Below are 14802 nucleotides of genomic sequence, written 5' to 3' on the forward strand. Positions count from 1 at the left end.
TAATTTTATCGAATATATCGTGTATAATAACATATTAAATATAAGACATATTACCATGAAACATTACTTGATTCTTCTCTGCTTGGTTATGGGGATCGCAAGTTGCGGAAAGAAATCAAAACTCTCCGATTTCATCGAAAATCCCGACGACCGAAACCCGTACACGATCAGCGCCAATCACGTGGGACCTATTCAAAGAGGCACGAATATCAACAAGTTATACTCGTTATACCCTAAAAAACAAATCAAACTGATTAAAAACAAAGAAGGATTCTTCAATCAAGAGTTTGACGACTACAACGTGTATGACCGGGAGGGGAAATTATTATTCACTGCCACCTCCGAAGTCGCGGGAGATACCAGTTCATACATCAACCGTATTATCATCCGGGATACCGTCTTCAAGACGGCAGAGGGCATCGGGCTCAACTCCACGCTGGGACAACTCCGGGATGCCTATCACAATATTCATTTCCTTCCCTCTTCGGGCGAGATCGTTGTTTCTGTTCCGAAAGTCAGCACAAACTTTCTAATTAACAAAGCTAACTTGGATGATTCTTGGTGGGATAACACGAACAATGAAGTAATCGAGAAAAACATTCCGGACAGCACACAAATAGACGGGGTTATTGTTTTCTGGAACACGAAAGAGGCCGCATCACGGGTTCCGGCTGTATTCACGGCAAACTTCTGGAATGAAATGCTTACCAAATTAATCACTTGGTGCGTGATACAACTTCCCTCCATCGCGATATTAATCGTCCTTTTCGTTTCATTACTCCGGGCATTACGCTTCACAACCAAAAAAATGAAAAAAATTGCCGTATCAAAAGCCCACAAAGCCGCAGATATTGACGACATGGAAGCGGAAAAACGGATAAACACACTCACGGGTATTATATATGGTATCGGAAGAATCTTCTTATGGGTCATCTTCCTTTTGATTCTTCTCGGCAAATTCAATATCAACATCGCCCCCATCCTTGCCAGTGCCGGTATTGTCGGTCTGGCTGTCGGCTTCGGCGCACAGGAACTCGTTCGGGACTTTATTTCCGGTTTCTTTATCCTGCTGGAAGATCAATTGCGTACCGGGGACTGGGCTGTTATCAACGGCACGGAAGGTTTGGTCGAGAAAATAGAACTACGTACCGTTACCCTACGGGACAGTTCCGGCATAGTACACATTTTCCAAAACGGAAAAATTAATACCCTCTCGAACATGACAAAAGAATGGTCTGCCATCGTCCTGCAAATCGGTATAGCGTACAAAGAAGACACGGACAATGCCGTCATGCTCATGCAGCAAGTCGGTGATGAAATGTATAACGACCCAGTTTACAAGGAACTGATGCTTGAACCGATATCCATCAGCGGCGTCAATGACTTCGCGGACAGTGCCGTTGTTATCCGTCTTGTCCTCAAAACCAAACCCATGCAACAATGGGCTGTCGGAAGAGAATATCGCAGACGTTTGAAAAAAGTATTTGACGCAAAGAACGTCGAATTTCCGTTCCCGTACAGGACTCTCACGTGGGGCGATAGTTCCAATCCCATCAAACTAAAAATAGAAAACTCCGATTCGGACACTTCCGATATTCCAAAATAACTTTTAATTTATATTGCATTATGGCTAGATTTCTGAAAGATCGGACAAAATCACAAGGAGCCGCTCCCGGTTCCCTTATCTTTATCGGGAAACAGAAAATGACTAAAAATTCGATCCATGTCATACAATACACCCCGGAAGGAGTCAAAGAATCCTTTCCGGAAACAGTCGACGGTATCAGTAATATGGTATCCAACGACCACATGACATGGATCAACATATCCGGTCTTCAGAACACAGGCCTGATTGCCGAAATAGGAAAAGCATTCGATATATCTTCCCTTTTTCTGGAAGACATTTTAAACACAGACCAGCGTCCCCGGTTCAGCGATGAATCCGACCACCTGTACATTATTGCCAAATCTTTCTATTTAGGCAAAGAAGATGATGTCGTGCACATGGAACAACTCTCTTTCATCGTCGGCTCACACTACCTGATTACGGTACAGGAAACCGACGCAGATTATTTCAAGGATGTAAAGAAACGCCTTTATGACGGGAAAACCCGTATCCGCACTTATGGCACGGACTATCTTTGCTATGCGCTGCTGGATACGATTGTAGACAGCTATATCATCAACTTGGAAATACTGGGTGCCGATATTGAGTCAAGAGGAAAAACAATTCTCGAATCCGACGTGAAAACAATAGAAGGTCTTTATCATTACAAAACGGAATTATCCTACATCCGGAAAAACGTCCGTCCTTTCAAAGAAGTCACCTCCCGTTTCACGAACTGTGATTCGCCCCTAATCAATGAACGCACGTACACCTATCTGCACGACTTGGACGACTTGGTTCTACAAGCACAGGAAGCTATCGAAATCTACTACTCCATGGTATCCGACCAGATCAATCTTTACCAAACCAACACTAGCAACCGGATCAACGACGTCATGAAAGTATTGACAATTTTCTCCGCCATCTTCATCCCGCTCACTTTCATCGCCGGCATCTACGGAATGAACTTCCAATACATGCCCGAACTAAATCACCGCTACGCTTACTTCATCCTATGGGGTATCATGATTCTCATCACCATCATCATGCTACTCTATTTTAAACGGAAAAAATGGCTTTAGTAATTTTAGATTTACGATTTCAGATTTATGATTCCAGTCGCACAAATCTGCGCTTTTGATTGCTAAATTACAAATTGAATAAGTACGTGGGAATCTAAAATCATAAATCTGAAATCGTAAATTACTAAGCCTGTCCCTTCGTTCCCAAATCCAACGGGAACATCGGAGTTCCGGGACCACCACCTTCGGGCAAGTTAATTTTACCGAAATTCATTTCAAATTTACGGATGTTATCTTGTAACGCCAACATCAAACGTTTGGCATGTTCCGGGGTCAGTATGATACGACTCTTCACGTCAGCCTTCGGCACACCCGGCATAATACGAATAAAATCCACGATAAACTCCGACGAGGAATGGGAAATTATAGCCAGATTAGCATAAGTCCCTTGTGCCACCTCATGACTTAATTCGATATCAAGTTGTTGTTTTTTCTCTTCCATAATGGTTCGGTTATAGTTATAAAACAATAGAGGCGCCTTTCGGCGCCTCTATCTTATCGTTATTTTTCCATCCTTTCGAGATCCGCCTTAGAGCCTACGATCATACCTCTAAACTCTTTCATACCTGTTCCCACTGGTATCAAGTGACCGCAAATCACGTTCTCTTTCAATCCTTCCAGAGGATCGACCTTACCGTAAATTGCAGCTTCGTTCAACACCTTCGTGGTCTCTTGGAATGAAGCAGCAGAGATAAAGCTTGCCGTCTGCAATGCAGCGCGGGTAATACCTTGTAATACCTGTGCCGAAGTTGCGGGCACCGCATCCCTAGCCTCTATCACCTTCAAGTCACGACGTTTCAATTGAGAGTTAATATCTCTCAACATACGTACCGTGATAATTTGCCCCGGTTTCACCCGATCCGAATCTCCGGCATCCAGTACAACTTTCTTACCGTAGATTGAATCGTTTTCTTCCATGAACTCACCTTTGTCAACGATTTGGTTTTCCAAGAATCTCGTGTCTCCGGCATCTTGAATCAATACCTTACGCATCATTTGGTGTACGATAATCTCGAAGTGCTTATCGTTAATCTTCACACCCTGCATACGATACACATCCTGTACCTCGTTCACGATATATTCCTGTACTTTGATCGGTCCCTCGATATTCAGAATATCGATCGGGGTAATCGCACCGTCAGACAACGGGGTTCCGGCACGTACATAGTCGTTCTCTTGAACCAATATCTGTTTTGACAGAGATACCAGATACTTCTTCACCTCTCCGGCTTTAGAAGTTACGATGATCTCGCGGTTACCGCGCTTGATCTTACCATAAGTTACCTCCCCGTCAATTTCCGATACAACCGCGGGGTTCGACGGGTTACGAGCTTCAAACAACTCGGTAACACGAGGAAGACCTCCCGTGATATCGCCTGCCTTACCAACAGCCCTCGGAATCTTCGCGATCGTACTACCTGCCGTTACCTCTGCACCTTCTTTTACAACGATGTGAGCGCCTACCGGCAAGTTGTAACTCTTGATCATATTTCCTTCCGCATCATTGATACGCAAAGCGGGAGCTTTCATCTTATCACGGAACTCGATGATAATCATCTCTCTAAATCCGGTCGTTTCGTCAGATTCTTCCTTGTAGGTTTCACCCTCAATCAAGTTCTCCAACCCGACAGTTCCGGCAAATTCAGTAATGATCAACGCATTGAACGGGTCCCATTCACAAAGCAACTCACCTTTATTTACTTCATCACCATCCTTCACGAACAATTTAGCCCCATAAGGGATAGCGTGAGAAATCAATATAATATTCGTGTTTTTATCCAGAATGCGCAACTCCGTCAAACGTCCGACAACAACGTCACAAGTCGTTCCGTTATCCAACACATGCTCGACAGAACGCAATTCCTCATACTCGACATAACCGTCATATTTCGCTTTCAACGAGTTCTCGCTGGAAATATTTCCGGCAGTACCTCCCACGTGGAAAGTTCTCAATGTCAACTGGGTACCCGGCTCACCAATAGACTGTGCCGCAATAACTCCGACAGCCTCACCTTTCTCAACCATACGGCTGGTAGCAAGGTTACGTCCATAACATTTAGCACAAACTCCTTTCTTCGCCTCACAAGTCAGTACGGAACGTACTTCAACTCGCTCGATCGGTGATTTTTCAATAATATCGGCAATCACTTCCGTGATCTCGTCACCCGATGCCACGATCAATTCACCGGTATTCGGGTGATAAATATCATGCACGGACACGCGTCCCAATATTCTCTCGGACAAAGAAGATACGATCTCCTCGTTATTCTTGATAGCCGAAATGGTAACCCCTCTCAACGTACCGCAGTCTTCCTCAGTAATCGTGATGTCATTTGCCACGTCAACCAGACGACGAGTCAGGTATCCGGCGTCTGCCGTCTTCAATGCCGTATCCGCCAAACCTTTACGAGCACCATGGGTTGAAATGAAGTACTCCAACACCGAAAGCCCTTCCTTGAAGTTTGCCAAAATCGGGTTCTCGATAATCTGACCACCGGTAGCTCCGGATTTTTGGGGTTTCGCCATCAATCCACGCATACCACCCAACTGACGAATCTGCTCGCGAGATCCGCGGGCTCCGGAATCCAACATCATGTAGATAGAATTGAATCCCTGATCGTCAGATGCCAACTGCTTCATCAAAGTTGAAGTCAAGTTAGCGTTCACGTGTGTCCAAATATCGATAATCTGGTTATATCTTTCATTATTGGTAATGAATCCCATGTTATAGTTCATCATCACCTCTTCCACTTGATCGTATCCCTCCTGCAACAAATCTTGCTTGTTCTCCGGCACGATAACGTCACCCAAGTTGAATGACAAACCACCCTCGAACGCCTTACGGTAACCCAAGTCTTTGATATCATCCAAGAACTTGGCGGTCACATCCACCCCGCAACGTTTGAACACGTCACCGATGATGTCACGCAAAGCTTTCTTCGTGATCAAGGTATTTATATACGGATAATTCTTCGGGGTAAACTGATTCAATATCACACGACCGACAGTAGTCTTAATCATGTGGTTGATCGCGTTCCCTTCATTATCTACATCATCAATTTTCACTTCAATCTCGGCATGCAAATCCACAGCCCGCTCGTTGAAAGCGATAATCACTTCCTCGGGAGCATAGAACTTCAAACCTTCACCTTTCACGCCTTTTCTCGGTTTCGTGATATAGTACAAACCGAGTACCATATCTTGAGAAGGTACCGTGATAGGCGCACCGTTAGCCGGATTCAAGATGTTATGCGAACACAACATCAAAATCTGCGCTTCCAGAACAGCCTCGTTACCTAACGGCAAATGCACAGCCATCTGGTCTCCGTCAAAGTCGGCATTAAATCCGGTACAAGCCAAAGGATGCAAACGGATAGCCTTACCCTCGATCAATTTCGGCTGGAAAGCCTGAATACCCAAGCGGTGCAAAGTCGGCGCACGGTTCAACAAAACCGGATGCCCTCTCAACACATTTTCCAGAATGTCCCAAACAATCGGGTCACGACGATCCACAATCTTTTTCGCACTCTTCACCGTCTTCACGATACCGCGCTCGATCAACTTACGGATAATAAACGGCATGTACAATTCGGCTGCCATATCCTTCGGGATTCCACATTCGTGCATCTTCAAGTCCGGTCCAACGACAATTACCGAACGTGCGGAATAATCAACACGCTTACCCAACAAATTCTGACGGAAACGTCCTTGTTTACCTTTCAAACTGTCGGACAAAGATTTCAACGGTCTGTTATTCTCGATCTTTACGGCGTTAGACTTACGAGAGTTATCGAACAATGAATCCACGGCCTCCTGCAACATACGTTTTTCATTACGTAAGATCACATCCGGAGCCTTGATCTCGATCAATCTCTTCAAACGATTGTTACGGATGATTACCCGTCTGTACAAATCGTTCAAATCGGAAGTCGCAAAACGACCACCGTCCAACGGAACCAGCGGACGCAACTCGGGCGGTATCACAGACAACACCTTCACGATCATCCATTCCGGTTTATTAATCTCTTTACTCTCGCGGAAAGCCTCTACAACCTGCAAACGTTTCAAAGCTTCGTTCTTTCTCTGTTGAGAAGTCTCCGTATTCGCTTTATTTCTCAAATCATAGGACAAATCATCCAAATCCAGACGCTCCAACAACATGGAGATCGCCTCGGCACCCATCTTAGCAATGAATTTATTCGGATCATCATCATCCAGATATTGATTATCCGTCGGAAGCTTATCCAGAATATCCAGATATTCCTCCTCCGTCAAAAAGTCCATTGTTTTGATACCGGTATCACCCATGATACCCGGGTTCACCACCACGTATCTCTCGTAATAGATCACGGTATCCAGTTTCTTGGAAGGCAAACCTAACAAGTAACCGATTTTATTCGGTAATGATTTGAAATACCAGATATGAGCCACCGGAACCACCAATTGAATGTGCCCCATGCGCTCACGTCTTACCTTCTTCTCCGTCACCTCGACACCACAACGGTCACAAACGATCCCTTTATAACGAATACGTTTGTACTTACCGCAATGACATTCGTAATCCTTCACCGGTCCGAAAATACGCTCGCAGAACAAACCGTCACGTTCAGGCTTGTATGTACGATAGTTAATCGTCTCCGGTTTTAGTACAGCACCACTGGATCGTTCCAGAATCTCTTCCGGCGAAGCCAACCCAATCGCTATCTTAGTAAAACTCTTTACTTTATTGTCTTTTCTGAAGGCCATATTTTATTTGTTAATTGAAAATTGAAAATTGAGAATTGAAAATTAATAGACTTTCTTTCCCCATTTTCAATTTTCCATTTTCAATTTTCCATTATATTAGGTTTACGCTCAATCCTAACCCGCGAAGCTCATGCAACAACACGTTGAAAGACTCCGGAATCCCGGGATTCGGCAGAGGTTCCCCTTTCACGATATGCTCGTAAGTCTTCGTTCTTCCCATCACGTCATCCGACTTCACTGTCAGGATTTCTTGAAGGATATGTGATGCACCGAATGCCTCGAGTGCCCAAACCTCCATCTCTCCGAAACGCTGACCTCCGAACTGAGCCTTACCTCCAAGAGGTTGTTGAGTAATCAACGAGTACGGACCGATAGAACGAGCATGCATCTTATCATCAACCATGTGCCCCAACTTCAACATGTAGATCACACCCACGGTTGCCGGCTGGTCGAAACGTTCTCCCGTTCCCCCGTCATACAAGTACGTGGTACCGAATCTGGGTACACCGGCTTCGTCCGTGTACTTATTGATATCTTCAAGAGTTGCACCATCGAAAATAGGGGTAGCAAACTTCACTCCCAAGTTCTTACCTGCCCAACCCAATACGGTTTCGAATACCTGTCCCAAGTTCATACGGGAAGGCACACCCAACGGGTTCAAACAAATATCAACCGGAGTACCGTCAGCCAAGAACGGCATATCTTCCACCCTTACCACGCGGGATACAATACCCTTGTTACCGTGACGTCCTGCCATCTTATCACCGATTTGTAATTTACGCTTTTTAGCCACGTAAACTTTCGCCATCTTGATAATACCCGTGGGAAGTTCGTCCCCGACAGTAGCGTTGTATTTCTTACGTTTGATCTGTCCCTCTATCTCTTTGTACTTGATGATATAGTTATGCAACAAGTCGCGGATCATATCATTCTTCTGCTTGTCTGTCGTCCACTTGTTCGGGTTGATCTGCAAGAAATCCATATTCTGCAGCATCTTGTACGAGAACTTCACGCCTTTCGGAACAATATCCTCGTTCAAATAATTCTTCACGCCTTGTGAAGTCTTACCGTTCACCAGTTCGAACAACTTATCGATCAACAGAGAAGTAAGATCACCTACTTTACGTTGGAACTGCTCGTCTAACTCTGCCAGTATATTCTTTCCGGCAGCTTTAGTCTTGCGGTCGCTGATCGTGCGTTGGAACAGCTTTTTGTCGATAATCACACCCTTCAAAGACGGGGAAGCCTTCAAAGAAGCATCTTTCACGTCACCGGCTTTGTCACCGAATATGGCTCTCAACAACTTTTCTTCCGGACTCGGGTCAGACTCACCTTTCGGGGTAATCTTACCGATCAGGATATCTCCCGGCTGTACACGAGCTCCGACACGAATGATTCCGTTTTCATCCAAATCTTTCGTTGCCTCTTCACTCACGTTCGGGATATCGGCCGTCAACTCCTCAAGACCGCGTTTCGTTTCACGCACTTCCAAAGAATACTCGTCCACGTGAACAGAAGTGAACACGTCATTCCGAACAATATTTTCGGAGATCACGATAGCATCCTCGTAGTTGTACCCCTTCCAAGGCATGAATGCCACTTTCAGGTTACGCCCGAGAGCCAACTCACCCTTCTGGGAAGAGTAACCTTCCGTCAGAATCTGTCCTTCTTCTACACGCTCGCCTTTTCTCACGATCGGCTTCAACGTGATTGTCGTACTTTGGTTAGTACGTTGATATTTCGGTAAATAATACTCTTTCGTATCCGGCTCGAAACTTACAAAAGCCTCTTCTTCCGTGCGGTCATACTTGATCACGATCTTGCGCCCGTCCACGAAACTAACCACACCCGGACCTTCAGCAACGATCTGTGTTCTGGAATCCTTGATCAAGTTAGCTTCCAAACCAGTACCCACGATCGGGGACTCCGGAGAAATAATCGGAACTGCCTGACGCATCATGTTAGATCCCATCAATGCACGGTTAGCATCATCATGCTCCAAGAACGGAATCAAAGAGGCTGCGATAGAAGCAATCTGGTTCGGGGCAACATCAATCATATCCACCTCTTCACCCGCTGCCAACGGGAAGTCGGCATCTTGTCTGGCTTTTACCCGCTTATTGATAAACTTTCCCTCTTCATCAATTGGGGAACTAGCTTGAGCGATTACCTTTTCTTCTTCCTCCTCTGCCGAATAATATCTCACTCCTTCTTCAGATAAATCCACCACTCCGTTATTCACCTTACGATAGGGAGTTTCGATAAAGCCAAGGTCATTGATCTTGGCGTACACGCAGAGAGATGAAATCAAACCGATATTCGGTCCCTCGGGCGTTTCGATCGGACACAAACGACCATAGTGAGTGTAATGCACGTCACGCACCTCGAATCCGGCGCGATCTCTCGAAAGACCACCGGGTCCCAATGCGGACATACGTCTTTTGTGGGTTATCTCAGCCAGCGGATTCGTTTGATCCATGAACTGGGACAACGCATTCGTTCCGAAGAACGAGTTAATCACCGAAGACAAAATCTTCGAATTAATCAAGTCAACCGGGGTAAACACCTCGTTGTCGCGCACGTTCATTCTCTCGCGAATCGTACGTGCCATACGGGCCAACCCTACTCCGAATTGATTATATAATTGTTCGCCAACCGTACGTACGCGGCGGTTGCTCAAGTGGTCGATATCGTCCACGTCCGTCTTGGCGTTCAACAAACGGATCAAATATTTGATGATCTCGATAATATCCTCTTTCGTCAGCACACGGATATCCGGGTCTGTCGCGAGATTCAACTTCTTGTTCAACTTGTAACGTCCCACGTCACCCAAATCGTAACGTTTGTCCGAGAAGAACAACTTATCGATCACATCGCGTGCAGTAGCCTCATCTGGCGGCTCCGAACTACGCAATTGCCTGTAAATATGCAACACGGCTTCTTTCTCTGAGTTACAGGGATCCTTTTGCAGCGTGTTATATATAATAGCATAATCAGCCAAGTTTTGCATTTCCTTGTGAAGAAGGATCGTTTTCGCGCCGGATTCGACAATTGCATCAATATGCTCAGGCTCCAGTACCGTTTCACGATCAACGATAATCTCGTTACGCTCGATAGAAACGACCTCACCGGTATCTTCATCAACGAAATCTTCAATCCAAGATTTCAAAACACGAGCAGCCAAACGTCTGCCAACGACTTTCTTCAACCCCGTACGGGAAACATTGACTTCATCTGCAAGACCGAATATCTCGAGGATATCCTTATCCGTTTCAAACCCGATCGCTCTCAAAAGAGTTGTCACGGGCAATTTTTTCTTCCGGTCGATATACGCGTACATCACGTTATTGATGTCCGTGGCGAACTCGATCCATGAACCCTTGAACGGAATAATTCTCGCGGAATAAAGCTTCGTACCATTCGCGTGGATACTTTGCCCGAAGAAAACGCCGGGAGACCTGTGTAACTGAGAAACTACCACTCGCTCTGCTCCATTGATCACGAAAGTACCCTTCGGAGTCATGTAAGGAACATTCCCTAAATATACATCCTCGATAACGGTATCAAAATCTTCATGTTCCGGGTCTGTACAGTACAACTTTAACTTCGCTTTCAAGGGTGCGCCGAAAGTCAATCCCTGACTCAGACACTCCTCGATCGTGTAGCGGGGCGGATCTATAAAATAGTCCAAAAATTCCAAAACAAAGTTGTTCCGTGTATCAGTTATAGGAAAATTTTCCTTGAAAACCGTGTAAAGGCCTTCATTCTTTCTGTTCTCAGGCGTGGTACCTAATTGAAAAAAGTCCTTGAAAGACTTCAACTGCACCTCAAGAAAATCAGGGTATTCCAGCTGATTTTTTATCGATGCAAAGCTTATTCTATTGTTTGAATTATATGAAGACATCTATTATTTTTTTTGAACCTAAACAATCATAACAACAAAATGGTTTAGAGTCCGCGTAAGACTCTAAACCTAAAAACCTACCGGTTTTATACCTTATTTAAGTTCAACTTCAGCTCCTGCTTCTTCTAATTGAGCTTTCAATGAGTTAGCTTCTTCTTTAGAAACTTTTTCTTTCAATGGAGCCGGAGCCTTGTCAACTACTTCTTTAGCTTCTTTCAAACCAAGACCGGTCAATTCTTTAACCAATTTAACTACGGCTAATTTAGCTGCACCTGCTGATTTCAAAATAACATCGAATTCAGTTTGTTCAGCTTCAGCGGCAGCACCACCGGCTGCAGGAGCAGCAACAGCCACAGCAGCAGCTGCAGGTTCAATTCCGTACTCTTCTTTTAAAATGTCAGCTAATTCTTTTACGTCTTTTACGGTAAGGTTTACTAGCTCTTCTGCAAGTTTTTTCAAATCTGCCATTTCTATTCTATTTAAAATTGTTTGTTTACTAAACTATAAATATTATTCTTTTTCAGAAAGTGTTTTAACAACACCGGCGATCGTATTTTGTCCGGATTGCAATGCTGAAATAACATTCTGCATCGGTGATTGCAACATCGTGATGATGTCCGCGATCAACTCGTCTCTGGACTTGATACTGATCAGTGACTCAAGCTGGTCTTCACCAACATAAGTACATTCCTCTACGAAAGCACCTTTGAACAGCGGTTTATCTTTGCCCTTGCGAAACTCTTTAATCAGTTTGGCAGGACCGTTCCCGGTATCGCTCAACATGATAGCGCTATCTCCTTTTAACACGGAGAAAAGCTCCTCGTAATTGTTGTTAGCGTTTTCCAAAGCCTTTCTCAACAAGGTATTCTTTACTTGCACCAACTTGATATTAGCGTTGAAACAAGCCCGACGTAAAGCCTGTGTGTCCACAGCGTCAAGTCCTGAAATATCACTAACATACAAATGCTTGTAAGTATTCACTTGCTCGGTTAAGGTCTCTATTACGACTTTTTTATCTTCTTTTTTCATACTACTGAAGTCCTTTTTAGATTACTACATTAATCAAGTAATGTCTTTGGTTCTACTTGAATACCGGGACTCATCGTACTTGACAGATACACGCTCTTGATATAAGTACCTTTCGCTGCAGTCGGTTTCAGTTTATTGATCACGCTCAAGAATTCTCTCGCGTTCTCCATAATCTTCTCCGGCTCGAATGTTACTTTACCAATAGAAGCGTGAATAATACCGAATTTGTCAACCTTAAAGTCGATCTTACCTGCTTTAACCTCAGTAACAGCTTTCCCGATTTCCGGGGTTACCGTACCACTCTTCGGGTTAGGCATCAATCCACGAGGACCCAAAATTCTACCAAGAGCTCCTACTTTACCCATTACAGAAGGCATCGTGATGATAATATCGATGTCGGTCCAGCCGCCTTTCAATTTCTCGATATAATCGTCCAAGCCCACGTAATCGGCTCCGGCTGCTTTAGCTTCTTCTTCCTTGTCAGGAGTACACAAAACCAAAACTCTTACTTGCTTTCCGGTACCGTGAGGTAAAGTACATACACCGCGCACCATTTGATTGGCCTTACGCGGGTCTACACCCAGTCGAACGTCCATGTCAACTGACGCATCAAACTTCGTGAAAGTTACTTCTTTCACAAGCTGTGCGGCCTCGTCGATAGAGTATACCTTTCCACCTTCGATCTTCGCTAAAGCTAACTTCTTATTTTTTGTCAGTTTACTCATTACGTTTGAAGTGTTACAAGTTCATTAAAAAGGTCTGTCACCGGTTACGGTAATACCCATACTTCTGGCGGTACCAGCTACCATACTCATTGCTTTTTCAATCTCGAAAGCGTTCAAATCTTTCATCTTGTCCGTGGCAATAGCTCTCACCTGTTCCCAAGTGATAGAAGCCACTTTCTTGCGATTGGGCTCCGCGGATCCGGATTTAAGTTTAGCAACTTCCAAAAGTTGAATAGCAACAGGAGGTTGTTTTGTAATAAAATCAAACGACTTATCACCATACACCTGTATAATTACCGGGATGATTTTGCCTGCCATCTCCTGTGTTCTAGCGTTGAATTGCTTGCAGAAGTCCATGATATTGACTCCCTTAGAACCTAACGCCGGTCCTACTGGAGGGGACGGGTTTGCAGCTCCGGCTTTAATTTGCAGCTTGATAATAGCTTCAACTTGTTTTGCCATGATTGTTTTTAATCAAATAATTGTTATTCTTTTTCTACCTGCATGAAACTCAATTCAAGTGGCGTTTTCCGTCCGAAAATCTTGACTATTACTTTCAAGCGTTTCTTGTCAGAATTCACCTCCTCTATCATGCCGGTAAAACCATTAAACGGTCCGTCAGTCACTTTAACCGACTCGCCAACGAAATAAGGTATGCTTATTTCTTCTGGTTGTTCCGCAAGTTCATCCACCGTACCGAGTATCCGGTTTACCTCCGCTTGACGCATCGGCACAGGATCTCCTCCTTTGGTTTCCCCCAGGAAGCCTATCACGTTCGTGATGTCACGAAGTATGTGGGGGATTTCTCCAACGAGCGCGGCTTCAATCAACACATAACCCGGGTAAAGGTTTCGTTCACTGCTATACTTTTTCCCGTTACGTACTTGATACACCTTCTCGGCAGGCACCAAAACCTGAGAAACGTATTCCTGAAGCCCTAAACTGGCGATTTCATTTTCGATGTACTCCTTTACCTTCTTCTCTTTACCTCCAATGGTTCGAAGTACATACCATCTTTTTTGTAGTTCAGCCATGTTAGACCCCCAAGATTATTAGTAAAACAAATTATATATACCGGTCACGATATGTCTGAACGAGAAATCCATCGCGAATATGCAAAGCGCTATGATGACGGAAGCTATCATCACGATCGTCGCACTACTTTGGAGCTCAGACCACGTAGGCCAAGTTACTTTATTCACCAGCTCATTATAAACATCTGATATATAACTCTTAACTTTCATTTGTTCTTTAATTTAGTTGCACGGGAGGAGAGGTTCGAACTCCCGACCCTCGGTTTTGGAGACCGATGCTCTACCAACTGAGCCACTCCCGTGTGTGAGTCGGCACAAGGCCGACTCGATTATTTGGGATTTATGATTTAGTGATTTCAGATTAAATCATCAATCTAAAATCGTAAATCTAAAATCTTATTAGTCTAAGATCTCAGTGATCTGACCAGCACCAACGGTTCTACCACCTTCACGGATAGCGAAACGCAAACCTACAGTACAAGCTACCGGAGTAATCAACTCAACTGTGATAGTCAAGTTATCACCGGGCATTACCATCTCGCGTCCTTCCGGAAGAGTGATTTCACCGGTAACGTCCAAAGTACGGATATAGAACTGCGGTCTGTATCTGTTATGGAACGGAGTGTGACGACCACCTTCTTCTTTCTTCAAGATATAAACCTCAGCTTTGAATTTA

The 14802-nt window shown here is 44.5% G+C and carries 11 protein-coding genes, 1 tRNA gene and 1 pseudogene; 2 read left to right on the plus strand and 11 right to left on the minus strand.

Annotated elements, in window-relative coordinates; genetic code table 11:
- Nucleotides 1-55: 55 nt before the first annotated feature.
- Together Q5866_RS13000 and corA are read left to right on the plus strand one after the other, a co-directional pair.
- Nucleotides 56-1606 (plus strand): mechanosensitive ion channel family protein, encoded by a 1551-nt coding sequence (locus Q5866_RS13000; RefSeq protein WP_222621185.1) that lies wholly within the window; start codon nt 56-58, stop codon nt 1604-1606.
- A 20-nt stretch (nt 1607-1626) separates the two neighbouring features.
- Complete coding sequence (gene corA / locus Q5866_RS13005; protein ID WP_186976727.1) at nt 1627-2688, plus strand: magnesium/cobalt transporter CorA; 1062 nt, start codon at nt 1627-1629, stop codon at nt 2686-2688.
- A gap of 124 nt (nt 2689-2812) precedes the next feature.
- Here corA and Q5866_RS13010 read toward each other — a convergent pair whose 3' ends face one another.
- The 11 genes and pseudogenes from Q5866_RS13010 to tuf form a co-directional block, all read right to left on the minus strand.
- Entirely contained in the window at nt 2813-3130 is a 318-nt protein-coding gene (locus tag Q5866_RS13010; protein ID WP_099290541.1) for a DUF3467 domain-containing protein, read from the minus strand.
- Between the two features lie 59 nt (nt 3131-3189).
- Entirely contained in the window at nt 3190-7434 is a 4245-nt protein-coding gene (rpoC, locus tag Q5866_RS13015) for a DNA-directed RNA polymerase subunit beta' (RefSeq protein WP_186976729.1), read from the minus strand.
- Between the two features lie 91 nt (nt 7435-7525).
- Complete coding sequence (gene rpoB / locus Q5866_RS13020; RefSeq protein ID WP_099290543.1) at nt 7526-11338, minus strand: DNA-directed RNA polymerase subunit beta; 3813 nt, start codon at nt 11336-11338, stop codon at nt 7526-7528.
- A 93-nt stretch (nt 11339-11431) separates the two neighbouring features.
- Complete coding sequence (rplL, locus tag Q5866_RS13025; RefSeq protein WP_186976733.1) at nt 11432-11806, minus strand: 50S ribosomal protein L7/L12; 375 nt, start codon at nt 11804-11806, stop codon at nt 11432-11434.
- A 42-nt stretch (nt 11807-11848) separates the two neighbouring features.
- Entirely contained in the window at nt 11849-12367 is a 519-nt protein-coding gene (rplJ, locus tag Q5866_RS13030; RefSeq protein WP_303180667.1) for a 50S ribosomal protein L10, read from the minus strand.
- A gap of 29 nt (nt 12368-12396) precedes the next feature.
- Nucleotides 12397-13092 carry a 50S ribosomal protein L1 gene (rplA, locus tag Q5866_RS13035; RefSeq protein WP_186976737.1) on the minus strand — a complete coding sequence of 232 codons (696 nt, stop codon included), beginning with the start codon at nt 13090-13092 and terminating at the stop codon, nt 12397-12399.
- A gap of 24 nt (nt 13093-13116) precedes the next feature.
- The gene (rplK, locus tag Q5866_RS13040; protein WP_099290547.1) at nt 13117-13554 is read right to left on the minus strand and encodes a 50S ribosomal protein L11; all 438 of its coding nucleotides are present in this window, start codon (nt 13552-13554) and stop codon (nt 13117-13119) included.
- Between the two features lie 23 nt (nt 13555-13577).
- Complete coding sequence (gene nusG, locus Q5866_RS13045; protein WP_186976739.1) at nt 13578-14126, minus strand: transcription termination/antitermination protein NusG; 549 nt, start codon at nt 14124-14126, stop codon at nt 13578-13580.
- 18 nt (nt 14127-14144) lie between these two features.
- A complete protein-coding gene (gene secE / locus Q5866_RS13050; RefSeq protein ID WP_099290549.1) occupies nt 14145-14336 on the minus strand; it encodes a preprotein translocase subunit SecE in 192 nt (63 codons plus the stop codon).
- A 19-nt stretch (nt 14337-14355) separates the two neighbouring features.
- Nucleotides 14356-14428, minus strand: a tRNA-Trp gene (locus tag Q5866_RS13055).
- Between the two features lie 97 nt (nt 14429-14525).
- Nucleotides 14526-14802 (minus strand): annotated as a pseudogene (gene tuf, locus Q5866_RS13060) (elongation factor Tu); the annotation flags it as partial.

This window comes from uncultured Butyricimonas sp. (assembly GCF_959596855.1).
GTDB classification, from domain to species: domain Bacteria; phylum Bacteroidota; class Bacteroidia; order Bacteroidales; family Marinifilaceae; genus Butyricimonas; species Butyricimonas muris.

Coding starts and splice junctions, on each gene's coding strand:
- Q5866_RS13000 (WP_222621185.1), top strand. CDS start 56: ATGAAACATTACTTGATTCTTCTCTGCTTGGTTATGGGGATCGCAAGT.
- corA (WP_186976727.1), top strand. CDS start 1,627: ATGGCTAGATTTCTGAAAGATCGGACAAAATCACAAGGAGCCGCTCCC.
- Q5866_RS13010 (WP_099290541.1), bottom strand. CDS start 3,130: ATGGAAGAGAAAAAACAACAACTTGATATCGAATTAAGTCATGAGGTG.
- rpoC (WP_186976729.1), bottom strand. CDS start 7,434: ATGGCCTTCAGAAAAGACAATAAAGTAAAGAGTTTTACTAAGATAGCG.
- rpoB (WP_099290543.1), bottom strand. CDS start 11,338: ATGTCTTCATATAATTCAAACAATAGAATAAGCTTTGCATCGATAAAA.
- rplL (WP_186976733.1), bottom strand. CDS start 11,806: ATGGCAGATTTGAAAAAACTTGCAGAAGAGCTAGTAAACCTTACCGTA.
- rplJ (WP_303180667.1), bottom strand. CDS start 12,367: ATGAAAAAAGAAGATAAAAAAGTCGTAATAGAGACCTTAACCGAGCAA.
- rplA (WP_186976737.1), bottom strand. CDS start 13,092: ATGAGTAAACTGACAAAAAATAAGAAGTTAGCTTTAGCGAAGATCGAA.
- rplK (WP_099290547.1), bottom strand. CDS start 13,554: ATGGCAAAACAAGTTGAAGCTATTATCAAGCTGCAAATTAAAGCCGGA.
- nusG (WP_186976739.1), bottom strand. CDS start 14,126: ATGGCTGAACTACAAAAAAGATGGTATGTACTTCGAACCATTGGAGGT.
- secE (WP_099290549.1), bottom strand. CDS start 14,336: ATGAAAGTTAAGAGTTATATATCAGATGTTTATAATGAGCTGGTGAAT.